The sequence below is a fragment of the Streptomyces sp. NPDC001868 genome (genome assembly GCF_040297125.1).
Lineage (GTDB): Bacteria > Actinomycetota > Actinomycetes > Streptomycetales > Streptomycetaceae > Streptomyces.
On the sequence record NZ_JBEOYO010000015.1, the window covers coordinates 113,279 to 137,867 of the forward strand.

The window sequence follows — 24,589 nt, forward strand, 5'->3', positions numbered from 1 at the left end:
ACGCCGCACCCAGCGGAGCGTTAAGGCAGAATCGGCCCGATGAGCACTTACCGCGACTTCACCCACCGCGGCTCCGCGCGGGCCACCGTCCTGCGGACCGTGGGAACGCGCGAGCGCCGCTCCCACCTGACGGCACCCCGCGTCCCCACCGTCGGCATCGACATCGGCGGCACGAAGGTGATGGCGGGCGTCGTGGACGCCGACGGCAACATCCTGGAGAAGCTCCGCACGGAGACCCCGGACAAGTCGAAGAGCCCCCAGGTCGTCGAGGACACCATCACGGAACTGGTCCTGGACCTCTCCGACCGGCACGACGTGCACGCCGTCGGCATCGGCGCCGCCGGCTGGGTGGACGCGGACCGCAACCGCGTACTGTTCGCCCCCCATCTGTCCTGGCGCAACGAGCCGCTGCGCGACCGCCTCGCCGGCCGCCTCGCCGTGCCGGTGCTGGTCGACAACGACGCCAACGCCGCCGCCTGGGCCGAGTGGCGCTTCGGCGCCGGCCGCGACGAGGACCACCTGGTCATGATCACGCTCGGTACCGGTATCGGCGGCGCGATCCTGGAGGACGGCCAGGTCAAGCGCGGCAAGTTCGGTGTCGCGGGCGAGTTCGGCCATATGCAGGTCGTGCCCGGCGGCCACCGCTGCCCGTGCGGCAACCGCGGCTGCTGGGAGCAGTACAGCTCGGGGAACGCCCTGGTCAGAGAGGCCCGCGAACTCGCGGCGGCCGACTCCCCGGTGGCGTACGGGATCATCGAGCACGTCAAGGGGAACATCGCCGACATCACCGGCCCGATGATCACCGAGCTGGCCCGTGAGGGCGACGCGATGTGCATCGAGCTGCTCCAGGACATCGGCCAGTGGCTCGGCGTCGGCATCGCCAACCTGGCCGCCGCCCTCGACCCGTCCTGCTTCGTCATCGGCGGCGGTGTCTCGGCCGCCGACGACCTGCTGATCGGCCCGGCCCGGGACGCCTTCCGCCGCCATCTCACCGGCCGCGGCTACCGCCCCGAGGCCCGGATCGCGCGCGCCCAGCTCGGCCCCGAGGCCGGCATGGTGGGCGCCGCCGACCTCGCCAGACTCGTCGCCCGCCGCTTCCGCCGCGCCAACCGGCGCAGAGTCGAGCGATACGAGCGGTACGCGCGGTACGTGGAGGCCCGCCGCACCACCCAGGACTCCGCGTGACCGCCTCGGTGCCGCGCCAGGGCTCCTCACCTGAGGAGCCGGAGCGGCCCGCCGAGGACCGCCGTCACCGCAACCGCCGCCGGGCGCTCACCCTGGCGATCATCGTGCTGCTCATCGGCGTACCCGCCGGCTATCTGGTCATCTCCGCCAACCAGAGCCGCGACAGCGGCAAGGACAAGGAGAAGAAGTACTCGGCGACCGGCCTCACCGCCCACTGGCCCTCCCGGGTCCAGCAGCGCCTCTACCAGGTGCCGATCCCGCCGTACTCCAAGCACGTCGCGTACTACGAGACGAACAACTGGAAGACCAGCCGTCTCTATGTGCAGTTCTATACGAGCAACGAGGGCCTGGAGAGCTTCCTCAACCAGATCGGCACGGGCACGGCCGACCTGGAACGGGACGAGATGGCCATCAACTCCCGCGACCGGGGCATCGTCGGCTGGGACTTCACCGGCACCGGCCCCTGGTACGGCCTGATCAGCCACCAGAAGAACCCGGCGCCCACCCACGACATCGTCGTGAACCGGACGAACCCGGACCATCCGATGGTGTACGTGGTCTCCCGCACCGTGCCCTGACCAGCGGAAACCCCGGTCAGGACGGGCGCGCGCACGGTGGCCGGGGCCGATTGTCAGACCCCGCCCGTAGAGTCGGAGACAGCTGATCGAGTCGACGGCAGCTGATCCGAGCCGGAGTGAGACGGCTCGTCCGACCGAAGGGCGGGAGGTGACCGGACGTATGCGGGACATGGCTGTTCCCGAGGCCGACACGGCCGTCCCCGTCCGGCTGGCCGCCGTCTTCCTCCCGGCCCCGCTGCCCCGTCACAGCCGGTTCGCGTTCTGGGACCCGGCGGGCGGCGAGCCGCCACCGGGCGCCACCGAGGACCTCACGGTCGTACGACCGCACGGCTCCGGAGCCCGCAGAGGCACCGTCCCCGCCGTGTGCCTGCCGGTCGGCGAAGCCCTCCCCCTGCTCACCCGCGCCCGCCGCGACCCCGCCGCCCACCCCGCCACGGCCTGCTGGGGCGCCGCCGCGCTGCACGCACTGCGTCTGATCGCCCGGGGACGCCTGCTGCCGGGACTGACCGCCGACGGGTACGACGCGTGGCGGGCGGGCCCGCTCGACCCGGACGACATCGCGCACCTCAGGGCCGTCGCCGCTGCCCTGCCGTACGAGGGCCACGCCGTCCCGCTGCCCAGCAGGGGACCGCTGCGGCTGCCCGAGCCGGAGCCGCTGATGCGGTCCTTCCTCGACGCGGTCGCCGACACACTCCCGCGTGGCCCGGCGGCGCCGTACGTCTCCGGGAAACCGTTCGCCGCGCACACCGGGCAGCGGCTGCCGCACGCACGCGACTGGGCGGCCGAGGTCGCCGCCGGCATGGACGCGGGCGTCCGTATCTCCCTGCGCCTCGACCTGGCGGCACACGACCTCTTCGACGACAGCGAGGGCGCCTCGCGGGCGGGCGCGGCCGTCGTCCAGGTGCACAGCCTCGCCGACCCCACGCTCGTCGTCGACGCCGCCGCGCTGTGGGCGGGCGACGCGGACGCGGCGTTCGGGCCCCGCGCGCGCGTGGACGCGGCCCTCGCCGTGCGCCGCGCGGCCCGCGTCTGGCCGCCCCTGGACCGGCTCTCCGAGCAGGACGTCCCCGATGTCCTCGCCCTCTCCGAGGACGAGCTGTCCGACCTGCTCGGCGTCGCCGCGACCCGGCTCGGCGCGGCCGGTGTCGCCGTGCACTGGCCCCGGGACCTGGCCCACGACCTGAGCGCCCGCGCCGAGGTGAGCACCGCGCCCGGCTCCGCCACGGACGGCACCGGTTTCTTCGAGAGCGAGGAACTACTGCGTTTCCGCTGGCAGTTGGCGCTCGGCGGCGACCCGCTCACCGAGGCCGAGATGGACACCCTCGCCGAGGCCCACCGACCGATCGTCCGCCTCCGCGACCAGTGGGTCCTCGTCGACCCGGCCCTCGTCCGCAAGGCCCGCAAACGCGAACTGGGCCTGCTGGACCCGGTGGACGCCCTGTCCATGGCCCTCGCCGGCACCGCCGAGATCGACGGCGAGACGGTGGAGGCGGTACCGGTCGGCGCGCTGGCGGCCCTCCGCGACCGGCTCACGGCGGGCATCGGCCCCGTCGACCCGCCCCCCGGCCTCTCCGCCACGCTCCGCGACTACCAACTCCGGGGCCTGGCCTGGCTGGACCTCATGACCTCCCTCGGCCTCGGCGGCTGCCTCGCCGACGACATGGGCCTCGGCAAGACGATCACGGTCATCGCCCTCCATCTGCGCCGCGCCCGCCCCGAACCCACCCTGGTCGTCTGCCCCGCCTCCCTGCTGGGCAACTGGCAGCGCGAGATCACCCGCTTCGCCCCCGGCGTCCCCGTCCGCCGCTTCCACGGCCCCGACCGCACCCTGGACGACCTCGACGGCGGCTTCGTCCTCACCACCTACGGCAGCATGCGCTCGACCGCCGCCCACCTCGCCGAGCAGCCCTGGGGCATGGTCGTCGCCGACGAGGCCCAGCACGTCAAGAACCCCTACTCGGCGACGGCGAAGGCCCTGCGCACGATCCCGACCCCCGCGCGCGTGGCCCTCACCGGCACCCCCGTCGAGAACAACCTCTCCGAGCTGTGGGCCCTCCTCGACTGGACGACCCCGGGACTCCTCGGCCCCCTGAAGTCCTTCCGCGCCCGCCACGCCCGCGCCGTGGAGAACGGCGAGGACCAGGAGGCCGTGACCCGCCTCGCCCGTCTGGTCCGCCCCTTCCTCCTCCGCCGCAAGAAGTCCGACCCGGGCATCGTCCCCGAGCTCCCGCCCAAGACCGAGACCGACCACCCCGTCCCCCTCACCCGCGAACAGGCCGCCCTGTACGAGGCCGTCGTCCGCGAGTCGCTGCTCGCCATCGAGACAGCACAGGGCATCGCCCGCCGGGGCCTGGTCCTGAAACTCCTGGGCGCCCTGAAGCAGATCTGCGACCATCCCGCGCTCTACCTGAAGGAGGAGCCGGGCGCCGCCACCGAGGAACGCCTCGCCGCCCGCTCCGGCAAACTGGCCCTGCTGGACGAGCTGTTGGACACGCTCCTCTCCGAGGACGGCTCCGCGCTGGTCTTCACCCAGTACGTCGGCATGGCCCGCCTGATCACCGCGCACCTCGCCGCCCGCGCGGTCCCGGTCGAGCTGCTGCACGGCGGCACACCGATCAAGGACCGCGAGCACATGGTGGACCGTTTCCAGAGCGGGGCGACCCCGGTCCTGGTCCTGTCCCTGAAGGCGGCCGGCACCGGCCTGAACCTCACCCGCGCCGGCCATGTCGTCCACTTCGACCGCTGGTGGAACCCGGCCGTCGAGGAGCAGGCCACCGACCGCGCCTACCGCATCGGCCAGACCCAGCCCGTCCAGGTCCACCGCCTCATCACCGAGGGCACCATCGAGGACCGCATCGCCGAGATGCTGGAATCCAAGCGGGCCCTCTCCGACGCCATCCTCGGCTCCGGCGAGGCGGCCCTCACAGAGCTGACCGACCGCGAACTGACCGACCTGGTGTCACTGCGGAGGCCGACGTGAGCGGGGGTGCGAGGACGCCGGGGAACGCGAAAGACTCGGAGATCCCGGAGATCCCGGAGATCCCGGAGATCCCGGAGATCCCGGAGACCCCGGAGACCCCGGAGATCCCGGAGATCCCTCGGGAGGAGACCGACGCGATGCCGCTGTCCGCCGAGGGGGACGCGGGAGCGTTGGGCGACGTGGCAGGGCTGGGGGACGCGGGAGCGCCGGGGGGCACGGGAGGGCTGGGGGACGAGGGAGCGTTGAGGGACGCGGGAATGCTGGGGGACACGGGCGGACCGGGGGACGAGGACGGCCCGGACTCCGGTGCGCCCGTGTCCCGTCCCGCCGACGCGGCCCGCCGGGCGTTGCGGGCGGCGCGGGGGCGGGACAGGCACGGGGCCGACACCGGTGATCAACGGGGTGCGGGCGCGGCGCCGGGCGCGGCGAGGCGGAAGGGGGCGGCCGGAGTGCCGGCAGCCCCGGGTGCCACCCCTCGGCCGGGCGACGCGGCACGGGAGGCGTTGCGGCGGGCCGCGCACCGCACCTCCGCCGAGCCTGAGGACGCCCGGCTCGGCGCCGGGCCCGATTCCGCTGCTCGGGCCGACGAGCGGACGAAGCTTGGCGCGCGCCCGGGCGGGGAGTCCCAGGTCGGCTCCGGGTCCGGTGACGGCGGTGCGCCTAGTGAGCGGACCGCGCCCACGGCTCGTGCCGGCGACGAGGGCCAGCCCATGGCTCGCCCCGCTGAGGAGGCTACCAAGCCCGGTGCTCGCCCTGGCGACAGCGCCGAACCCGCCCCCCGCCCCGGCGACATCGCCCGGGAAGCCCTGCGGGCGGCTCGTGATGCCGCCGAGCGGGCTCGTGTCGAGGCGGAGGGCACGCGGGCGCGGGGTGAGGGCGAAGGGGAGGGAGGTCGAGCCGGGCGGCGGGTCCTCGGTCCCACGCCAACTCGGTTGGGGCGAGGTACCCGTAGCGGAGCCGGGGGAGGCCGGGTCTCAGGGGGCGTGCGGGGAGATCGGGCCGCCGGAAGCGTCCCCGGCGGCTGGGCTTCGGACAGCGTGCCGGGCGACCGGACCGCGCGAAACCGGGCTCGTGAGGTACGTGAACTGCTCGCCGACGCCTTCAAGTTGCCCTCCGAGGACCAGGAACCCGACGAGCCCTCCACGGTGGGCCCCGACACCGATGGACACGGCGGTGCTTCGGCGGCGCCGGGTGAGGTCCACACCTCGCCGTCACCTCGTGAGCGCGTGACCCGCGACAGCGCGTCCCAAGGCCCCGCCGCCCCCGGCCCCACCACCCACGCCCCGTCCCCCGGCACAGGCGACCCCTCCGTACACCGGGTGCGCTCCGCACCCGCACCCTCATCCGAAGCCGAAGCCGAAGCCGAAGCCGAAGCCGAAGCCGAAGCCGAAGCCGCACCCGAAGCCGTCCTCCCCCCTGGCTCCGCCCCGCCCAGCACCACGCAGTCGGCCCCCCACCTCCCCGCGCCCCCCGAACCGGACGCCCCCATCACCCCCCGCGTCCCCCGCACCATGGCCGCCCCCTCCCGGGACGGCGAACTGCGGCGCACGTTCCGCCCGTTCCCGCCGCGCCCATCGGCCGGGGAGGCGTTCGCGGAGAGTTGGTGGGGCAACGCGTGGGTGGCGGCGCTGGAGGAGGGCGCGTTGGACGCGGCGCGGCTGGCGCGTGGGCGGGCGTACGCCGACAAGGGGCACGTGGACGCGGTCACCGTCACGCCGGGGCTGGTGCTCGCCTATGTGCACGGCAGCAGGGCGCGGCCGTACCGGGTGCAGGTCCGCCTGCGGACCCTGGACGACGACGAATGGGACCGCTTCCTGGACGCGGCGGCGGAGCAACCGGCCCACATCGCCGCACTGCTGGACAAGGAACTGCCGCACACCCTCGCCGGACCGGAGGCCGGCCGCGGCGTGCGCCTGTTGCCCGGCCCCGGGGAGCTCGAACCCCGTTGCAGCTGCCCCGACTTCGGGCACCCCTGCAAGCACGCCGCCGCGCTCTGCTACCAGACGGCGCGACTGCTGGACGAGGACCCGTTCGTGCTGTTGCTGCTGCGGGGCCGGGGCGAGCGGGAGACGCTCGACGCGTTGTCGCGGCGCAACGCGGCCCGTGCGGCGCGCGCCGCGCAGGACCAGGAACCCGCACCGCTCCCCGGCGTCCGGGCCCGCGACGCCCTCGCCCCGCGCACCCTCCCACCGCTGCCCGCCCCGCTGCCCCCGCCCCCGCACCCGGAGCAGCCCCCGGTGTACCCGGGCGCGCCCGGCGGCCCGGACCCGTTCGTGTTGGACCAGTTGGCCACCGACGCGGCGGCCCGCGCGCACACGCTGCTCACCACCGGACGCGACCCGGTGGCCGAACTGTCGCTGTGGCAGGACGCGGTACGGCTCGCCGCCGCCCGCCCCGGCTCCGGTCTCACCGCCACGACCCGCGCCCTCTACTCGTCCCTGGCCGCGGCCACCGGGCGTACCTCCGCCGACCTGGCCCGCGCGGTCGCCGCCTGGCGCCAGGGCGGCCCGGAGGGCCTGGCGGTCCTGGAGGAGCCCTGGGACCCGCCCGCCGGCCGCTTCGACCGCGCCCGCCCCCTGCTCCTCGCCGCCGACCTCCCGGCCTTCCGCCCCTGGCGCAACCACCTCACCCACCCCCGGGGCCACGTCCAACTCCGCCTGGGCCGCGACGGCCTCTGGTACGCGTACGAGTCCGAACCGGGCCACGACGACTGGTGGCCACGAGGCATACCGGACCTCGACCCGGTCGGCGCACTGACCGGCCTGGGCGCGACCGACGACTGACGACCGACGACTGACGACGCCGGGCTCCGCCCCGCCCGAGCTGAGAAGCACACCCCCGACCCGCGACGCACACCGCACGCCCCACGACACGCACCCCCGCCCCGTCACGCGCCCACGCGCACACCCCTCACGCCCCGCGACACGCAGGGATATTTGTTCGACACCCGCGTCGGTCACCCCGTGCGGGCGGTATGCCCGGCCTGTGACCTGCGCTCCGGTGAAGACGGTGTGAGAGTTGCCCGCTGATGTTCGGGAGTCGTGCGGGCGTATTCGGGGGCCTGGGACCGAGCACCGAGGAAGGGACGTTAGCGTGGAGCGGTGAGTGAGACGCAAACCCCCGCCCTCCAGTATCGGTTCGACGGGCCGGACGACGCCCCGGTCCTGATCCTCGGGCCCTCGCTCGGCACGACCTGGCACATGTGGGATCGCCAGATCCCCGAACTGACCAAACAGTGGCGGATCTTCCGCTTCGACCTGCCGGGCCACGGCGGCGCGCCCGCGTACCCGGGCGGCTCGGTCACCGAGCTGGCCACGCGGCTGCTGGCGACGCTCGACGCCGTCGGCGTGCAGCGGTTCGGCTACGCGGGCTGCGCGCTCGGCGGCGCCATCGGTGCCGAACTCGCCCTGCGCCACCCCGAACGCATCGCCTCGCTCGCGCTGATCGCCGCCTCGCCCCGCTTCGGCACGGCCGACGAGTTCCGCCAGCGCGGAGTGATCGTCCGGACGAACGGCCTCGACCCGATCGCCCGTACGTCCCCGGACCGCTGGTTCACCGGCGGGTTCGCGGCGGCGCAGCCCGCGATCACCGAGTGGGCCGTGCAGATGGTCCGCACCACCGACCCCGGCTGCTACATCGCCGCCTGCGAGGCGCTCGCCTCCTTCGACGTGCGCGCCGAACTCGGCCGTATCGGCGTGCCCACCCTCGTCCTCGTCGGCTCCGACGACCAGGTCACCGGCCCCGCCGAGGCCCGTACGCTCGTCGCGGGCATCCCGGACGCCCGGCTCGCCGTCGTCCCCGGCGCCTCGCACCTCGTGCCGGTCGAGCAGCCCGCCGCCGTCACCGACCTCCTGGTCCGCCACTTCTCCACGGCCTGGCAGCCCGCCTACGACTCCGCCACCGGCCAGGTCGCCATCCCGGCGGCCCCGGTCAAGCCGGCCCTCGCCGCCGTCCCGCCGCAGATGGGGCCGGTCGCCGAGATCGCCCCGGCCGCCGCCCAGCCCGAGGCGATGGGGAGACCGGACCCGTACGACGCCGGGCTCAAGGTCCGCCGTGAGGTGCTCGGCGACGCGCATGTCGACCGGGCGCTGGCCTCGGCGGACGAGTTCTCCGGCGACTTCCAGGAGTTCATCACCCGCTATGCCTGGGGCGAGATCTGGGACCGGCCCGGCCTCGACCGTCGCTCCCGCAGCTGTGTCACGCTGACCGCCCTCGTCGCCGGCGGACATCTGGACGAACTCGCCTTCCACACCCGTGCCGCCCTGCGCAACGGCCTCACCCCGATCGAGATCAAGGAAGTCCTCCTCCAGGCCGCCGTCTACTGCGGGGTCCCGGCCGCGAACAGCGCGTTCCGGGTGGCCCAGCAGGTCATCCGCGAGGAGACCACCCCCGAGGAGTGAGCCGCCGGCCGGTCACCGGGGGCAGGATGGAGTCATGACCATCAAGCTCACGAAGAAGTCGCACGCCTGCGTCCGTCTGGAGAAGGACGGACGCACGCTCGTCATCGACCCGGGCGGGTTCAGCGAGGAGGACGCGGCGATCGGCGCGGACGCGGTCCTGGTCACGCACGAGCACGCCGACCACTTCGACGAGGGACGGCTGCGGGCGGCCCTGGAGGGCAACCCGGCCGCCGAGATCTGGACGCTGGCCGCCGTCGCCGAGAAGATCTCCGCCGCCTTCCCCGGCCGGGTGCACACCGTCGGCCACGGCGACACGTTCACCGCCGCCGGGTTCGACGTCCAGGTCCACGGCGAACTCCACGCCGTCATCCACCCCGACATCCCGCGCATCACCAACGTCGGCTACCTCGTCGACGACGGCCGTGTCTTCCACCCCGGCGACGCCCTCACCGTCCCCGACCACGCCGTCGAGACGCTGATGCTCCCCGTGATGGCCCCCTGGAGCAAGATCTCCGAGGTCATCGACTACGTCCGCGAGGTAAAGCCGCAACGGGCGTACGACATTCACGACGCGCTCCTCACGGACCTCGCCCGCCCCATCTACGACCGCCAGATCGGCGCCCTGGGCGGCGCGGAGCACCTGCGCCTGGCCCCCGGCGCCTCGGCGCACGTCTGAGGGCGGCCTCGGAACCGGGCGGGACGGGCGTTGTCGGACCCGCCCGGTAGGTTGTGAGGCATGCGCATCGCGACCTGGAACGTGAACTCGATCACCGCCCGCCTCCCGAGGCTCCTGGCCTGGCTGGAGAGCAGCGGCACGGACGTGCTCTGCCTCCAGGAGGCCAAGATCGCCGAGGAGGGCTTCCCGTTCGACGCCCTGCGCGAGGCGGGCTACGAGGCGGCGGTGCACGCGACGGGGCGGTGGAACGGCGTGGCGGTGATCTCCCGCGCGGGCATCGAGGACGTCGTCAAGGGCCTGCCCGGCGATCCCGGCTACGACGGCTCCGTGGAGCCCCGCGCGATCGCCGCGACCTGCGGCCCGGTCCGCGTCTGGTCGGTGTACGTGCCGAACGGCCGCGAGGTCGACCACCCGCACTACGCGTACAAGCTCCAGTGGTTCGAGGCCCTCAAGGCGACCGTCGCCGGTGACGCGGCCGGCAGCCGCCCCTTCGCGGTCATGGGCGACTACAACGTGGCGCCGACGGACGACGACGTGTACGACGTCGCCGCCTTCGAGGGCCTCACCCATGTCACCCCGGCCGAGCGCGCCGCCCTCGCCTCCCTCCGCGAGGCCGGCCTCTCCGACGTCGTCCCCCGCCCCCTCAAGTACGACCACCCCTACACCTACTGGGACTACCGCCAGCTCGCCTTCCCGAAGAACCGGGGCATGCGCATCGACCTGGTCTACGGCAACGAGGCGTTCGCGAAGGCCGTGACCGACTCGTACGTGGACCGGGAGGAGCGCAAGGGCAAGGGCGCGTCGGACCATGCGCCGGTGGTGGTGGACCTGGAGGTGTAGCCCCCGGCGGTCTCAGAGGAGCCTCAGCTCCACCGACTCGGCCAGTGCCGCCAGCCCCGCCTCGTTCGGATGCAGATGGTCCCCGCTGTCGTACGCGGGAAGCAGCCGGGCCGGCTTCTCCGGGTCCCGGAGCACCGTGTCGAAGTCCAGGACCCCGTCGAAGTCCTCGTTGCCCCGGATCCACTCGTTCACCGCGACCCGGTGGGCGTCGGCGGCGGCCGTGCAGCGGGCCTCGCCCGCGCACGGGGCGATGGTCGCCACGAGCATGCGCAGCCCCCGATCGTGCCCCCGGGCCGCGATCTCCCGCAGCCCGGCGACGACCTCGTCCGACGTCGCGCCCCAGCGAACGTCGTTGACGCCCTGGAAGACGACGACGGTACGGGCGGAGGTCTGGGCGAGGACGTCACGGTCGAGGCGGTGCAGGGCGCTCACACCGCCCGTGTCGGTGGAGACGCCGTCGCCGGGATAGCGGTCGGTGACCACGCGGTTCGCCGAGATCCCCTGGTTGAGGACGCCGTAGTGCGGGACCTCGTCCTGGCTCAGCAGCCGCCCGGCCAGCACGTCCGGCCACCGCCGGTTCGCGTCGACCGTCGTCCGCTCCCCGTCGGTGATCGAGTCCCCGAGGAGCACGACGGAGCCCGGCCCGCCGCCCACGTCCACACCGGTCAGCAGCGGCCAGGTGGTGGTCGTGGAGGTGTACGCCACCGCCGAGCCGTCGGCCGCGTGGTTCCCGGGCTCGCTGACGTACGAGGTCTGCTGGGCGAGCCGGTGGACGGGCGCGGCCGTCACCGTGCCGGGCAGATGGAAGCTCACCAGCAGGTTGGTGTCCGGGGGCACCTCGAAGCCCAGCGGATCGCTGAACGCCTGGGCGCCCGCCGGGATCTCGGTGCCCGCCGCGCCCCCGAACGACAGCGGCACCGGCGCGCTCCGGGCGCTCGCCCCCGCCGCCTGCAACGCCACGGTCGCGCCGCCCACCCGTACCGGCGCCGACGCGAAGGTGTTGTCGAGCCGGATGCGCACCCGGGGACCACCCGCCGAGGTGTGGACGACGAGCCGCAGCGTCCGGTCGGTCCAGGGGCCGACGGCCGTGTAGCCGGAGGTGGAGGCGGCCCAACCGCCGCTCCAGCCGCGCGACTCGGGGCGCACGGACAGGGCGAACACATGCAGGTCCCGGTTGCGCGGCAGGGTCACCGAGGCGACCTCGCGGCCCCGCGCGACCGGCACGGTGACGACGTACAGCCGCGCCTTCTCGGCGAGTTGACCGCCGGGGGTGTTGATGTGGGGGAGGGCCACGGCCTTGGTGGCGAGCGGGCCGGTGCGCCAGTCCGGGGCGGTGAGCCGGTACGCGGAGCGGGCGCCGTTCGTGTAGCGGACCGTGCCGCTGCCGGTCGCGTTCGCGCCGCCCGTGGCGGCGACCAGGAAGGCGAGGGCGTCGCCCCGGCCCCGTACACGGACGGACTGGCCGGCGGCGCGTACGTTGTCGGGCTCGCCCGCCGTGCGGCGCGGCCAGGTCAGGCGTGCGCCCTGGACGGTCAGCGCGCGCCCGGGCGTCCACCCGGCGGCCGTCAGGTCGGCGGCCGAGAGGGAGCCGCCGGAGCCGTCGAAGTCGGCCCCGGCGGGCCGGGCGTCGTCGCTGACCGCCCGGTTGTCGAAGAGGCGTTCCAGCGGCGCCGGTTCGGCCGCTCCGGTACCGGCGGCCCGGGCGGTGGCGACGGGTGCGGCCGTCGCCACCAGTGCCAGTACGACGGCCGTTCCCCAGACGCGTCGGCGCACGCGTGACCCCTCCCGCTCGCTGATGACCATGATGGCGACGATGACGACGGACGCGACATCGGTACGACTCGGTACAACGATGAGACGACAGTTGCGTCATGAAGCTAAAGAGGCGTCAGGAACCCGTCAATGAGGCGGACGCCAACTGCGGGCGAACTCCCGTCGAACAGGCGGTCCCCGCGCGCCTGTGGTGCGAAGGGTGAGGTGGATGACACGCTGAGCGCATGAACATCTCTTTCCTGGGCAACTGGCGCAAGAGGCGTGACCCCGCGTTCGGGGTCGCGGTGTTCACCGGCGGCGACGGTGACGACGACGGTCACGAGGGACTCGCCGAACTCCTCTCCGAATGCGAACTGCTGCGCGCGCAGGCGGCTCAGGCCGGCGTCCGACTCGACGACTCCGCCGACTCCCTGGAAGAACTCGACCAGCTCGTCCCGCGCTGGCGCGACTACGACGAGGAGACCGTGACCTGGCTCGGGAACGACGCCGGGCTCTACCTGGGCACGGTCGTCGTACGGACGGTCCCGGGCGCCCGTTGGGAGATCTGGCCCCAGGGGCAGCCGGTGGTGCGTCTGGCGTCCGGCCGTGAGATCGACGTGGTCGAGGCGGGCCGCGAGTGGGCCGCCAGCGGCGCGCCGGAACTCTCCCAGCTGTACGCCGAGGTCGCGGAGGGATGAGGCTTTCTGTAGCGCCGAATCCTGAAAATACTGCTAATCCTTGAGCGTGCGTGTCGTGTACGGGGGCAACTGCCCTCCGGATAGTTTGCGGCACCTGCGACACAACACGGCACGGCCGAGAGCGAGTAGGGCGGGCAGGGCATGGCGGGCGAACCGCTGATCGAGATGCGCGACGTGAACAAGTACTTCGGCGAGCTGCATGTCCTTCAGGACATCGACCTCACCGTCGCCAAGGGGGAGGTGGTCGTGGTCATCGGCCCGTCGGGGTCGGGGAAGTCGACGCTGTGCAGGGCGATCAACCGGCTGGAGCCCATCCGCTCCGGCACGATCCTGCTCGACGGGCAGCCGCTGCCGGACGAGGGCAAGGCCCTCGCGGCACTGCGCGCGGACGTCGGCATGGTCTTCCAGTCCTTCAACCTCTTCGCCCACAAGACGGTCCTGCAGAATGTGTCGCTCGGTCAGATCAAGGTCCGCAAACGGAAGAAGGACGCGGCCGACGCCCGCTCCCGTGAACTCCTCGACCGTGTCGGCCTCGCCGACCAGGCGCCGAAATACCCGGCGCAGCTCTCCGGCGGCCAGCAGCAGCGCGTGGCCATCGCCCGCGCTCTCGCCATGGACCCCAAGGTGATGCTCTTCGACGAGCCGACCTCGGCCCTCGACCCCGAGATGATCAGTGAAGTCCTCGACGTCATGCAGCAGTTGGCGCGCGAGGGCATGACCATGGTCGTAGTCACCCATGAGATGGGCTTCGCCCGTTCCGCCGCCAACCGTGTCGTCTTCATGGCGGACGGCCGGATCGTCGAGGACCGCGCTCCGGACGCGTTCTTCACGACCCCGGAGAGCGACCGTGCCAAGGACTTTCTCTCCAAGATCCTCAAGCACTGACCACCGCCACTGGACCGGGCGCGGGCCTCGACTACGATGAGCGGTTCATCCACTTGGGGTGAGCGAGGCCGTGGACGCCACCCCGGCCGAGAAAGGGACGCTGCTGCCAGGCGCGCAGTAGCCAGGGGCCAGGCCCGCCCGGCGGCAGCCGGAGATCACTGTTCGCGCAGCGGGATCGACACGTACGACGGGTCGTTCGGCGGCGAGGAGAAGGTCAGCTGCGCGCCGGTCGGGTTGTGCTCGATGTAGAGCGGGTCGACCGTGTCGACGACCAGGGCGAGACGGTGGCCCGCCGGAACGTCGTAGGCCGTGGAGAGCAACTCCAGGTCCACGCCGAACGGCTTGCCGGGCGTCTCGCCGTGGAAGGTGTACGGCGCGTGGCTGACCAGCTTGCCGAGGCCGAGCGGGCCCACGTCGTACAGGTAGGCGACGAGGGTGCCGCTCTCCTTGGTGGCCGTGACCGTGGTGTGCAGCTTGGCGGTACCGCGCACGGCCCGTGCCTTCCGGGACTTCTCCGACTGCCACACGGCCGCCCAGCGGCGCGGCAGCAGCGGAACGGAGGCCATGGGCGGGAGTTGGGCCACCTGGTCGAGGATGCTGGACAGGAAGATGATCCCGCCGTTCGCGCCCGAGTCGACGTTCGCGCGGATCGTGGTGCCGCTCGACAGGGCGATCTTCTCGCGGGTCGCGGTGACCGACTTCCAGTCCGGGTAGCCCTCGAAGGCGCCGCCGGTACGGGACTTGAGCCGGACGGGCTGCTCGCGGTCGATGCCGTTGGGCGTGCCCTTGAGGTAGCGGTCGAACCAGCGTTGAGTGTCCGTCCACACGTCGTTGGGCAGCCCGAACAGTCCGGTCGCCTCCGTGGTGGCGTGGTCGCCGGGGCGCAGCTCCAGCCGCTTGGGGCCGGTGAGCTTCTCGTAGAAGTCGGCGTACTGGTTGGGCGGGAAGATCGAGTCGCCCCAGGCGTTGGCGAGCATGACCGCCGTGCCGTTGGTGTTGAGCTGGTCCAGATAGGTCTCGGGGGAACGTTTCTTCCCCCAGGCGATCATGTCTCCCTCCTTGTCCAGGTTGGAGGCGTAGAAGTCCTTGAAGATCTGCTGGAGTTCGGGGCCCTGGCGGCCGGTGATCCGTCCGGCGCCGTCCAGCAGGGCGGAGGCCTGGACGTGCTGGGTGCGTCCGCCGTAGATCGAGTCGATCAGGTCCGCCCAGCCGCTGAGCGCGGCGACCGCCTTGACGCGCTTGTCGTGGGCGGCGGTGAGCAGGCTGATGCCCGCGCCGTACGACAGCCCCGCCATGCCGATGTGCTCGGCGTCGGCCGGGGTGTTGGCGAGGGCCCAGTCGATCACCCTGGACGCGTCGGCGGTGTCGGGTGGCCCCGCGACCTCTATGTATCCGCCGGACTCCCAGAAGCCGCGGACGTTGTAACTGACCACGACATATCCGGCGTCGGCGAGTTTCCGCGCCTGCGCCAGATACTCGATCCGGGGAAGGCCCCAGCTCGTGGGCAGCACGAGGAGCGGGTACGCGCGCGAGGTGTCGGCGGGTGCGACGACATTGGCCTTGAGGACCGTGCCGCCGTCGCCCTCGATGTCGACGAAGCGGGTGGTGGGGCCGGCGGCGGTGCCGGAGGCCGCCTGGGCGACGGGGGCGAGGCCGAGGGCCGTACCGGCGACCAGGGCGGCCGAGACGGCGCCCACGGCGCTCGTACGCAGAGCCCTGGCTGTACGCGATGTGGTGCCGTGCGGGTGTCTCATGGGTCGCTCCTCACTCGTGTAAGTGCAAAGTGACCCGACGGTAACCGGACTCCCTTACCGGAAGTAACTCCTCGGTAAGTTACGTGACGGTAACGTTCAGCGGTGAATGGGGCGGCGGTCCCTAGGAGGCGCGGTGCGAGATCTGGGCCGGGGCCGACGGCGCCGGTGCCGGGCTCTGGGCCGCCCGGGTGACGTCCGCGACGAGCTCGACCACGTCGGGGCCATACGCCTGGGAGTTGACGACCTTCAGGAGGAGTACGAAGGTGCCGGTGCCGTACTTGCGGTGCAGGCGCTCGTGGTTGCGGGCGAGGTAGCGGGTGGCCGCCTGGTTGGTGATCGCGCGCTGACCGCAGAAGAGGAAGACGGGCCGGGCCTGGTCCGGCTGGCCGGTGGTGAGCCGGGCGAGGATCACGTGCTCGGTGATGCCGGGGTCCAGGCGGTACTGCTCGCTGCCGACGTGCAGGGCGACCCGGTCGGGGCCGGGCTCGGGGTCGAGGTTGAAGTGGATGCCCGGCAGCATGGCCGCTATGTGGGCGGCCATACGGCGGTTCGAACCGGGCCCTCCCACACAGAACTCGGTGCGTTCGCCGAAGCCCTGCTGTGCGGCGTCCTGCGTGATGATCTGCGCGTGCGCGCCGCAGTCCTTGATCAGCGCGGAGAGCTCCAGCAGGGCGAACACGTCGAAGCGGTGCACGGCCAGGTTCGCGGTCGACGGATCGCGGCTGACCACCAGCAAGGACTCGGAGCTGTCGGGCAGCCCGAAGAACGTCTGCTTGCGGCGGAGCTTCCGCTTCCACAGGTACGTCCGGAAGAACCAGCCCACCGAGGCACTGAGCCCGGCCGCGATCACGCCGAGGACGATATTGCGCACGTCGTCATTCATGGCCGCGCATGGTAGCGGGCGCGGCCGAACACTGTCCGAATCCCTGTCCGATTTCATGCCCGGTGCCCCGGTTCGACGTGCCGTTGCGGGAGTGTCGCGGGACCGCCGGATGGCCGAGACACCGCTGACGGGGCCGTGGGGCCCGCGTTACTCTGCGCGGACGGTCCTTGACTGGAGGTACGGATGCGTCTGCGTCGCCCTGTCGCGCGGAAACTGGCTGTACTGGCGGCAACGTCCGCCGTGGTGTCGGTGGGGGCGGCCCCGCCGACCTCCGCCACGGCGGACACCGTCGAGAAGGTTCCGGTCGCCGTCGGCTACGGCGGTGCCGTCTCCAGCGTCGACCCGGACGCCTCCGCCGCCGGTATCGAGGTGCTCCGCAGGGGCGGCAACGCGGTGGACGCGGCCGTCGCCACCGCCGCCGCGCTCGGCGTCACCGAGCCCTACTCGGCGGGCATCGGCGGGGGCGGCTACTTCGTCTACTACGACGCCGGGTCCCGTTCGGTGCACACCATCGACGGCCGGGAGACCGCGCCGCTGAGCGCCGGGGAGGATCTCTTCCTGGAGAACGGCCAGCCGATCCCGTTCGCCGAGGCCGTCACCAGCGGACTGAGCGTCGGCACGCCCGGCACCCCGGCCACCTGGCAGACCGCGCTGCGGAGTTGGGGCAGCGAGCCGCTCGGGAAGCTGCTGAAGCCCGCCGAGAAGCTCGCCCGCGACGGGTTCACCGTCGACGCGACCTTCCGCGCCCAGACCGCCTCCAACGAGGCCAGGTTCCGCAACTTCCCGGCCACGGCGGAGCTCTACCTCCCCGGCGGGCAGCTGCCGGTGGTCGGCTCGACCCTGAAGAACCCCGATCTGGCCCGCACCTACGCCGAGTTGGGCCGCAAGGGCGTCGGAGCCCTCTACCGGGGCGACCTCGCGCAGGACATCGTCGACACGGTCAACAAGCCCCCGGTGGACCCCGGTTCGGGCTACAACGCCCGGTCCGGCGACCTGACCACCACGGACCTCGCCACCTACCGCGCCAAGCGCCAGGCGCCCACGAAGGCGTCGTACCGGGGTCTCGGTGTCTACGGGATGGCGCCCTCGTCCTCCGGCGGCACGACGGTCGCCGAAGCCCTCAACATCCTTGAGCGGACCGACCTTTCGAAGGCGAGCGACGTCCAGTATCTGCACCGCTTCATCGAGGCGAGCCGGATCTCGTTCGCCGACCGGGGCCGCTGGGTCGGCGACCCCGCCTTCGAGGACGTCCCCACGAAGGAACTGCTGTCGCAGCGGTTCGCCGACTCGCGCGAGTGCCTGATCAAGGACGACGCGGTGCTCACCAGCCCCGTCGCGCCGGGCGACCCGCGCAATCCGGCGGCCTGCGCGAGCGGCGGTACGGCCGCGCCGACGACGTACGAGGGCGACAGCACGACCCATCTCACGGTCGCCGACAAGTGGGGCAACGTCGTCTCCTACACGCTCACCATCGAGCAGACCGGCGGCAGCGGTATCACCGTGCCGGGCCGGGGCTTCCTGCTCAACAACGAGCTGACGGACTTCTCCTTCGCCCCGGCCAATCCGGCCGTGCACGACCCGAACCTGCCGGGGCCGGGCAAGCGGCCGCGCTCGTCGATGTCGCCGACCATCGTGCTGGACAGGCACGGCAAGCCCGTCGTGGCGCTCGGTTCGCCGGGCGGCGCGACCATCATCACCACCGTGCTGCAGACCCTGACCGGCTTCCTCGACCGGGGCACGCCGCTGGTCGACGCGATCGCCGCGCCGCGCGCCAGTCAGCGCAACCAGACCACCACCGAACTCGAACCGGGCCTGTGGAACAGCCCGTTGAGGACCCAGCTCGAAGCCATCGGGCACGGCTTCCGGCAGAACCCGGAGATCGGCGCCGTGGCCGCCGTCCAGCGCCTGTCGAACGGCAAGTGGCTGGCCGCCGCGGAGACCGTACGGCGCGGGGGCGGCGCGGCGATGGTCGTGCACCCGGCCAAGTAGGCGTCACCGGGGGCAGGTTGTCACCGCGAGGCGGGCGGCGTCGTACGGAAGGCGAGCCGCCCGTCCTCCACCTCCGCCACCACCCGGCTGCCGGACGGCAGTTCACCGTTCAGGAGCAGCCGGGACAAGGGGTTGTCGACCTCCCGCTGGATCGTGCGGCGCAGCGGCCGGGCGCCGTACTCGGGCTGGTGGCCGTGGCGGGCGAGCCGGTCGACGGCCTCCTCGGTGAACTCGATGGTGACGCCCCGCGCCCGCAGCCGGTCCCGCGTCCGCTCCAGCAACAGGCCGGTGATTTGCCGCAGTTGGTCGTCGGTGAGCCGGCGGAAGACGACGATCTCGTCGACGCGGTTGAGGAACTCGGGCCGGAAGTGCTCCCGCAACGGCCGCAGGATCCGCTCACGCCGGTCCTCCTCGGCCGCCTCGACGCCGCCCGCCGAGAAGCCGAGCCCCGACCCGCTCCGGCCGATGGCCTCCGAGCCCAGGTTGCTCGTCATGACGACCACGGTGTTGCCGAAGTCGACCGTACGGCCCTGCGCGTCGGTGAGCCGGCCGTCGTCGAGGACCTGGAGCAGCAGGTTGAAGACATCGGGGTGGGCCTTCTCCACCTCGTCCAGCAACAGCAGCGCGTACGGGTGCCGGCGCACGGGCTCCGTCAGCTGGCCGGCCTCCTCATGGCCGACATAGCCGGGCGGGGCGCCCACCAGCCGGCTGACCGCGTGCCGTTCCTGGTACTCGCTCATGTCGAGCCGCACCATCCGGTCCTCGCCGCCGAACAGGGCCTCCGCCAGCGCGCGGGCCAGTTCGGTCTTGCCGACGCCGGTGGGGCCCAGGAAGAGGAAGCCGCCGATGGGCCGTTCGGGGCCGGAGAGCCCGGCGCGTGAGCGCAGCACGGCGTCCGCCACCACCCGCACCGCCTCGTCCTGTCCGACGACGCGCTCGTGCAGCCGCTGCTCCAGCCCGAGGAGCCGTTCCCGCTCCTCCTGGGTGAGGCTGCTGACGGGGATGCCGGTCTGCCGGGAGACGACCTCGGCGATGTCCTCGGCGCCGATCTCCAGACTCTGCCCGTCGTCGGCCCGCTCCTCGCCACGGCCGGTGCCGATCCGCTGCCGCAGTTCGCCGATACGGTCCCGCAGCCGCGTCGCCTGCTCGTACTCCTCACCGGCGACCGCCTGGTCCTTGTCCCGGGTCAGCTGCTCGATCTCCCGCTCCAGGGCCCGCAGATCCGTGCCCTTCGTCCGGGCGCGCAGCCGGACCCGGGCCCCGGCCTGGTCCATCAGATCGATGGCCTTGTCGGGCAGCCGGCGATCGGTGAGATACCGGGCCGACAGATCCACGGCGGCCGTCAGCGCCTCGTCGGTGTAGCGGACCTGGTGGTGGGCCTCGTACCGGTCGCGCAGCCCGCGCAGGATCTCCAGGGCGTCACCGCTGCCCGGCTCGGGGACCAGCACCGGCTGGAACCGGCGGGCCAGCGCCGCGTCCTTCTCGATCCGCCGGTACTCCTCCAGCGTCGTCGCGCCCACGATGTTCAGCTCGCCGCGCGCCAGGGCCGGTTTGAGGATGTTGCCCGCGTCCATCACACTGCCCTCGCCCGAGCCGGCGCCCACGACCGTGTGCAACTCGTCGATGAACACGACCAGTTCCTCGGAGTGCGCGCGGATCTCGTCGACGATGCCGGTGAGCCGCTCCTCGAAGTCGCCCCGGTAGCGGGTCCCGGCCACCACCCCGGACAGGTCCAGGGCGACCACCCGGCGCCCGGCCAGCACCTCGGGCACGTCCCCCTCGGCGATGCGTTGGGCCAGCCCCTCCACGATCGCGGTCTTGCCGACGCCCGCCTCACCGATGAGCACGGGGTTGTTCTTGCCGCGCCGGGAGAGCACTTCGACGGTCTGCTCGATCTCCTCCTCCCGCCCGATGACCGGGTCGACACGGCCCTGACGGGCGAGGTCGGTCAGATCGCGGCCGTACTTGTCGAGGGTCGGGGTGGCGGTGGACGTGCGGCGCGGCAGGTCGGAGCGCGGGAGCCCGGCGAGGGGCATGCCGACGGGCGGGGTCGCCGGCGGCGGCTCCGACGCGTCCGGTGGCAGCGCGGACGCCGGGAGCCGCGCGGCGCCCAGGATGTGCCCGGCGGCCGAGTCCGGGTTGGCGGCGAGGGCGCTCAGGACGTGTTCGGGGCCGATGTAGCCGGAGCCGGTGACCCGGGCCAACTCGTGCGCGTCCAGGAGGGCCCGCTTGACCGCGGGGGTCAGGGCCAGGGAGGCGGGCGCCGGTCCCTGGCCCGGCCGGTGCCGCTCCGGGCCCGACCGTTCGTCGATCTCACCGGCCAGCGCGTCGGGGTCGGCGCCCGCGCGGGCCACCAGACTTCGGGTCGGCTCGGCGGTGAGCGCGGCGCGCAGCAGGTGTTGGGTGTCGAGGTCGCTGCTGCCGTGGCGTGCGGCGTAGGCCGCCGCGTCGGCCACCAACTGGCGGGCCTGGCCGCTCATCAGGCGGCCGATCTCGATCCGCTGCGGGTGCGGCCCGCCGAAGAAACGGGCGAAGAACTCGGTGAAGGGGTCCGGGCCGTAGCCCTCGGGCCTCGGGAATCCGCTGTTCATTCGGCACCGGGTTCCCTTGAGTGGTGGGGCTACACCGGGGGTGCCGTGGGGTTTGCGGTGCGTTTGTGGCTGCGGGTCCGGTGGGGGCTGGTCGCGCAGTTCCCCGCGCCCCTAAAGATTCAGGCCCCTGCGGGCCTGAAAGACCACGGCCCGGGGGTCTGAAGAAGCGATGGGGCTGCGGGCTGAAAGGCACGGGGCGCAGCCCCGGCTTTTCAGGGGCGCGGGGAACTGCGCGAGAAGCCCCACGCACCCGCAGCCACATAACCACCCGCACTTCAACGGCGCTTCACAACACCCGTCACCGAGTGGTCAGCACCCGCGGCCCCGCCTCCGTGATGGCCACCGTATGCTCCGCGTGCGCCGCCCGGGACCCGTCGTCCGTCAGCAGCGTCCACCCGTCCGGCGCCGCGTGGAACCCGTCACCACCCCCGCCGATCACCATCGGCTCGATCGCCAGCACCATCCCGTGCCGCAGCCGCATCCCGCGCCCGGGCCGCCCCTCGTTCGGCACCCCCGGGTCCTCGTGCATGTGCCGGCCGATCCCGTGGCCGCCGAACCCGTCGGGAATCCCGTACCCGGCGCCCCGGCACACGGTGCCGATCGCGTGGGCGATGTCGCCGATGCGGTTGCCGACGACGGCCGCCTCGATGCCTGCCGCGAGGGCGCGTTCGGCCGTCTCGACGAGCCGGAGGTCGGCCACGCGCGGCTCGCCCACCACGAAGCTGATCGCCGAGTCCCCGGCCCATCCGTCCAGTACGGCACCGAAGTCCAGGGACACGAGGTCGCCGTCGCGCAGCCGGTACGCCGTCGGGATGCCGTGCACGATCGCGTCGTTCACGGAGGCGCAGAGCACCGCGGGGAAGGGAGTGGGCGCGAAGGAGGGCCGGTAGCCGAGGAACGGCGACGAGGCGCCCGCCTCCCGCAGCACCTCGCGTGCCACCTCGTCCAGTTCGAGCAGGGAGACCCCCACGTCGGCGGCCTTCCGCATCGCGGTGAGCGCGCGCCCCACGACCTGCCCGGCCTCGTACATCGCGTCCATCGACGCATCCGTCTTCAGTTCCACCATGCCAATTACTATACCGGTCGATGCCCAATTAATATACCGGCCCCGGGGTGGGGGATCGGTATTAGAATGGGGTCATGGTGCGCACCCCACTGACCCCCGAAGAGCGCGAACGCGGCGAGCGGCTCGGCCGGTTGCTGCGAGAGGCCCGCGGCGGTCGCAGCATGGCCGAGATCGCCGCCGGCGCGGGTATCTCCGCGGAGACCCTCCGCAAGATCGAGACCGGCCGCGCCCCCACCCCGGCCTTCTTCACGGTCGCCGCCCTCGCCCGCACCCTCGGCCTGTCCATGGACGTCCTCGTCACGCGGTGCGCCCCGGCCCCCTCGGTCGCCCCGACGGCCGCGGTGGCCTGAACCGTTCAGGCCACCGCCGTCATGGCGTGATCCCTTCCCGAACAGCCGTCGCGCCGCAACTCACAGGACACTGCGTCCGCTCTGAAAACTTCGCGTAGCCCTTCCGTAACACAACTGGTGTTTTCTTGCGGACCGGAGCACTCCAGTCTGCCGGGGAGTATGCGATGGCTGTGGATCAACTCCCGGGACAAGTGCGGGAGTTCGCGGGATACCTGAACAAGCTGATGACCAAGCTCGACCAGGGCAACGGCTGGTGCGCCGTCTTCTGGCAGCGCGACCCCGACGGCATGCGCGCCTGCCTGGACGGTCTGGAGGTGCCGCCCTGGGACGTCGTGGAAGCGCTCATGCACGACCTCAACACCGCGTACGGCCCCGCCGCCGCGGCCCAGGAGACCGGGCGGGCCCGCGCCCTGCACAGCGCCTCGCTCGCCGCGTACGACGCCCGGCCCGGCGGCCGTGAGGCCCTCGGCGACCGGCTCGACGTCATGCTCCGCGAACAGCGCTACGCCGCCGAACGCACCGCCGAACTGAGCCGCCTGCTCCACGCCGCCACCACCCAGGAGGAGGCCGACTCCATCCGCCTCGACCTGGCCTGGGCCCACGACGACCACGAACGCGCCACAGCCCGCTGCACGGAACTGCGCACCCGCATCGAGGACGCCGACCGCCGCGCCCCGCACAGCCCCGTGCGGGGCGCGGCGCGCGTTCCGGGGAACACCGCCGGGGACGTCTTCCGAGTACCGGAGGCGGAGGAGCGTACGGACGGTTCGGCGCAGCGCCTCGACGGACGTACGCAGGAGGCGCGTCACGGTGGTGGGCGCGCGCACGCGGACCAGGCGGACCAGGCGGACCAGTACGGCGACGGACGTATACATACGGACCGGTACGGCGCCGGAGGACGGACCCACGACGGCCGGATGTCAGACAGCCAGATGTCCGACAGCCGGATGTTCGGCGGTCGTACGTCAGACGGTCGTGGCCCCGAGGAGCCCGCCGCGCACGACGCCCGGCGCGACACCTACGCGGACGCCTTCCCCGAGCCCGACGAACCCGTCCGGACCAGCCCCGCTCCCGCCCCCGACGCCGGCGCGGAGCCCGACCCCGAGTCCGCCCCGGAACCCGTCGCCACCCCGGCTCCAGCCAAGCAGCGCTCCAAGCGCCGCCCCCGAGGGGGTGCCCGTTTCGCCGGGGCGACGGAGGACGAGGAGGCGGAGCCCGTCGTCGTGCCCGAGGCCGCGCCGGCCGTCGGCCGCAAGGGGCGGTCTCCCCGGGGCGCCCGGTACGCCGGTGTCGTGGGGCGGGCCGAGACGGCGAAGCCGAAGCAGCCGCAGGCGCGGCAGGCGTTGGACGACGAGGCGCGCCGGGAGGTCGCCGAGACCGTGGAGCGGCTGGTGCGGCTGCGCCGGGAGGGCCGCAGCGGGGAGGCGCACGCCCTCCTCGTGGAGGTCGCGCAGGGGCCCGCCGCCCGTTTCCCGCTGCTCGCGGCCGATCTGCACCGCGCGGGACTGGGCGCCGACTGGGCGACCCTGCTGTGGGAGGCCGGCTCGCTGCCCGCCGACCGGCTGGTCGCGGTCGCGGACGCCCTGCACGCGGTGGGCCGCGCCTCGGACGGGGAGCAGATGCTGCGGCAGGGAGTCTCACGGCCCGCCGAGGAGATCGGCGAGGCGGTGCTCGCGTTCACCACCGAGGGGCGTGAACGGGAGGCGCGCGCACTGCTCGACGTCTATGTGCGCGTACGCACGCCGGAGGAGGCGGCGCGCACCGCGGAGGCCCATCCGCGCCGGCTCAAGCCCCTCGTGCTGGCGGCGGCGCGCGGTGTCTCCGAGGAGCGTTACCGAGAGGTGGTGCACGCCCTGCGCGTGCAGGGGATCACCTGATCCCTGCCGGATACCGGACGACCCCGCCCGACCCATCCGACCTGCCCGTCGCGCGAAACACAGGGGTAATCACCCACTGGAGTGC

The 24,589-nt window shown here is 73.1% G+C and carries 17 protein-coding genes; 12 read left to right on the plus strand and 5 right to left on the minus strand.

The window, feature by feature from the left end; all coding sequences use genetic code 11:
• Positions 1-39 precede the first annotated feature (39 nt).
• The 7 genes from ABT147_RS19725 (at position 40) to ABT147_RS19755 (ending at position 10,659) form a co-directional block, all read left to right on the plus strand.
• A complete protein-coding gene (locus ABT147_RS19725) occupies positions 40-1,185 on the plus strand; it encodes an ROK family glucokinase (RefSeq protein WP_326575041.1) in 1,146 nt (381 codons plus the stop codon).
• On the plus strand, positions 1,182-1,763 hold the full coding sequence (locus ABT147_RS19730; protein ID WP_351407712.1) for a sugar kinase: 582 nt from the start codon (positions 1,182-1,184) through the stop codon (positions 1,761-1,763). Before ABT147_RS19725 ends, ABT147_RS19730 begins: the two co-directional genes overlap by 4 nt.
• A gap of 160 nt (positions 1,764-1,923) precedes the next feature.
• Complete coding sequence (locus ABT147_RS19735) at positions 1,924-4,743, plus strand: SCO1167/SCO6262 family helicase (RefSeq protein WP_351407714.1); 2,820 nt, start codon at positions 1,924-1,926, stop codon at positions 4,741-4,743.
• A complete protein-coding gene (locus ABT147_RS19740; RefSeq protein WP_502983120.1) occupies positions 4,740-7,526 on the plus strand; it encodes an SWIM zinc finger family protein in 2,787 nt (928 codons plus the stop codon). Before ABT147_RS19735 ends, ABT147_RS19740 begins: the two co-directional genes overlap by 4 nt.
• A gap of 318 nt (positions 7,527-7,844) precedes the next feature.
• A complete protein-coding gene (gene pcaDC / locus ABT147_RS19745) occupies positions 7,845-9,143 on the plus strand; it encodes a bifunctional 3-oxoadipate enol-lactonase/4-carboxymuconolactone decarboxylase PcaDC (protein WP_351407716.1) in 1,299 nt (432 codons plus the stop codon).
• A 40-nt stretch (positions 9,144-9,183) separates the two neighbouring features.
• Positions 9,184-9,819 (plus strand): MBL fold metallo-hydrolase, encoded by a 636-nt coding sequence (locus ABT147_RS19750; protein WP_351407857.1) that lies wholly within the window; start codon positions 9,184-9,186, stop codon positions 9,817-9,819.
• A 60-nt stretch (positions 9,820-9,879) separates the two neighbouring features.
• Positions 9,880-10,659, plus strand: coding sequence for an exodeoxyribonuclease III (locus ABT147_RS19755; protein WP_351407718.1), 780 nt, complete (start codon positions 9,880-9,882; stop codon positions 10,657-10,659).
• A gap of 12 nt (positions 10,660-10,671) precedes the next feature.
• Here ABT147_RS19755 and ABT147_RS19760 read toward each other — a convergent pair whose 3' ends face one another.
• Positions 10,672-12,462: an SGNH/GDSL hydrolase family protein gene (locus ABT147_RS19760; RefSeq protein ID WP_351407721.1), complete on the minus strand. Its 1,791-nt coding sequence runs from the start codon at positions 12,460-12,462 to the stop codon at positions 10,672-10,674.
• Between the two features lie 194 nt (positions 12,463-12,656).
• Between ABT147_RS19760 and ABT147_RS19765 the strand changes: the two genes are divergently transcribed.
• Together ABT147_RS19765 and ABT147_RS19770 are read left to right on the plus strand one after the other, a co-directional pair.
• Positions 12,657-13,109 (plus strand): DUF6278 family protein, encoded by a 453-nt coding sequence (locus ABT147_RS19765; RefSeq protein WP_351407723.1) that lies wholly within the window; start codon positions 12,657-12,659, stop codon positions 13,107-13,109.
• Positions 13,110-13,250: 141 nt separating this feature from the next.
• Complete coding sequence (locus tag ABT147_RS19770) at positions 13,251-13,994, plus strand: amino acid ABC transporter ATP-binding protein (RefSeq protein ID WP_351407725.1); 744 nt, start codon at positions 13,251-13,253, stop codon at positions 13,992-13,994.
• Positions 13,995-14,149: 155 nt separating this feature from the next.
• Here the strand turns inward: ABT147_RS19770 and ABT147_RS19775 are convergent, their stop codons facing one another.
• Both ABT147_RS19775 and ABT147_RS19780 read right to left on the minus strand, forming a co-directional pair.
• The gene (locus ABT147_RS19775) at positions 14,150-15,748 is read right to left on the minus strand and encodes a CocE/NonD family hydrolase (protein ID WP_351407727.1); all 1,599 of its coding nucleotides are present in this window, start codon (positions 15,746-15,748) and stop codon (positions 14,150-14,152) included.
• A 121-nt stretch (positions 15,749-15,869) separates the two neighbouring features.
• A complete protein-coding gene (locus ABT147_RS19780) occupies positions 15,870-16,631 on the minus strand; it encodes a hypothetical protein (RefSeq protein WP_351407729.1) in 762 nt (253 codons plus the stop codon).
• Positions 16,632-16,814: 183 nt separating this feature from the next.
• On the opposite strand from ABT147_RS19780, the gene ggt reads away from it, so the two are divergent.
• The gene (ggt, locus tag ABT147_RS19785) at positions 16,815-18,620 is read left to right on the plus strand and encodes a gamma-glutamyltransferase (RefSeq protein WP_351407731.1); all 1,806 of its coding nucleotides are present in this window, start codon (positions 16,815-16,817) and stop codon (positions 18,618-18,620) included.
• 20 nt (positions 18,621-18,640) lie between these two features.
• Here ggt and ABT147_RS19790 read toward each other — a convergent pair whose 3' ends face one another.
• Together ABT147_RS19790 and map are read right to left on the minus strand one after the other, a co-directional pair.
• On the minus strand, positions 18,641-21,211 hold the full coding sequence (locus ABT147_RS19790) for an ATP-dependent Clp protease ATP-binding subunit (protein WP_351407734.1): 2,571 nt from the start codon (positions 21,209-21,211) through the stop codon (positions 18,641-18,643).
• 298 nt (positions 21,212-21,509) lie between these two features.
• Entirely contained in the window at positions 21,510-22,277 is a 768-nt protein-coding gene (gene map, locus ABT147_RS19795) for a type I methionyl aminopeptidase (RefSeq protein ID WP_351407736.1), read from the minus strand.
• Positions 22,278-22,351: 74 nt separating this feature from the next.
• Here map and ABT147_RS19800 point away from each other — a divergent pair, with 74 nt between their 5' ends.
• Both ABT147_RS19800 and ABT147_RS19805 read left to right on the plus strand, forming a co-directional pair.
• Positions 22,352-22,627 carry a helix-turn-helix domain-containing protein gene (locus ABT147_RS19800; RefSeq protein WP_351407738.1) on the plus strand — a complete coding sequence of 92 codons (276 nt, stop codon included), beginning with the start codon at positions 22,352-22,354 and terminating at the stop codon, positions 22,625-22,627.
• A gap of 164 nt (positions 22,628-22,791) precedes the next feature.
• Positions 22,792-24,504, plus strand: coding sequence for a hypothetical protein (locus ABT147_RS19805; protein ID WP_351407740.1), 1,713 nt, complete (start codon positions 22,792-22,794; stop codon positions 24,502-24,504).
• Positions 24,505-24,589 lie beyond the last annotated feature (85 nt).

What these genes read in the sequence shown, in the direction of transcription:
- map (WP_351407736.1), bottom strand. Translation starts at nt 22,277, where the DNA reads ATGGTGGAACTGAAGACGGATGCGTCGATGGACGCGATGTACGAGGCC.
- ABT147_RS19780 (WP_351407729.1), bottom strand. Translation starts at nt 16,631, where the DNA reads ATGAATGACGACGTGCGCAATATCGTCCTCGGCGTGATCGCGGCCGGG.
- ABT147_RS19770 (WP_351407725.1), top strand. Translation starts at nt 13,251, where the DNA reads ATGGCGGGCGAACCGCTGATCGAGATGCGCGACGTGAACAAGTACTTC.
- ABT147_RS19760 (WP_351407721.1), bottom strand. Translation starts at nt 12,462, where the DNA reads ATGGTCATCAGCGAGCGGGAGGGGTCACGCGTGCGCCGACGCGTCTGG.
- ABT147_RS19800 (WP_351407738.1), top strand. Translation starts at nt 22,352, where the DNA reads ATGGTGCGCACCCCACTGACCCCCGAAGAGCGCGAACGCGGCGAGCGG.
- ABT147_RS19790 (WP_351407734.1), bottom strand. Translation starts at nt 21,211, where the DNA reads ATGAACAGCGGATTCCCGAGGCCCGAGGGCTACGGCCCGGACCCCTTC.
- ABT147_RS19755 (WP_351407718.1), top strand. Translation starts at nt 9,880, where the DNA reads ATGCGCATCGCGACCTGGAACGTGAACTCGATCACCGCCCGCCTCCCG.
- ggt (WP_351407731.1), top strand. Translation starts at nt 16,815, where the DNA reads ATGCGTCTGCGTCGCCCTGTCGCGCGGAAACTGGCTGTACTGGCGGCA.
- ABT147_RS19805 (WP_351407740.1), top strand. Translation starts at nt 22,792, where the DNA reads ATGGCTGTGGATCAACTCCCGGGACAAGTGCGGGAGTTCGCGGGATAC.
- ABT147_RS19765 (WP_351407723.1), top strand. Translation starts at nt 12,657, where the DNA reads ATGAACATCTCTTTCCTGGGCAACTGGCGCAAGAGGCGTGACCCCGCG.
- ABT147_RS19775 (WP_351407727.1), bottom strand. Translation starts at nt 15,748, where the DNA reads ATGAGACACCCGCACGGCACCACATCGCGTACAGCCAGGGCTCTGCGT.
- ABT147_RS19735 (WP_351407714.1), top strand. Translation starts at nt 1,924, where the DNA reads ATGCGGGACATGGCTGTTCCCGAGGCCGACACGGCCGTCCCCGTCCGG.
- ABT147_RS19725 (WP_326575041.1), top strand. Translation starts at nt 40, where the DNA reads ATGAGCACTTACCGCGACTTCACCCACCGCGGCTCCGCGCGGGCCACC.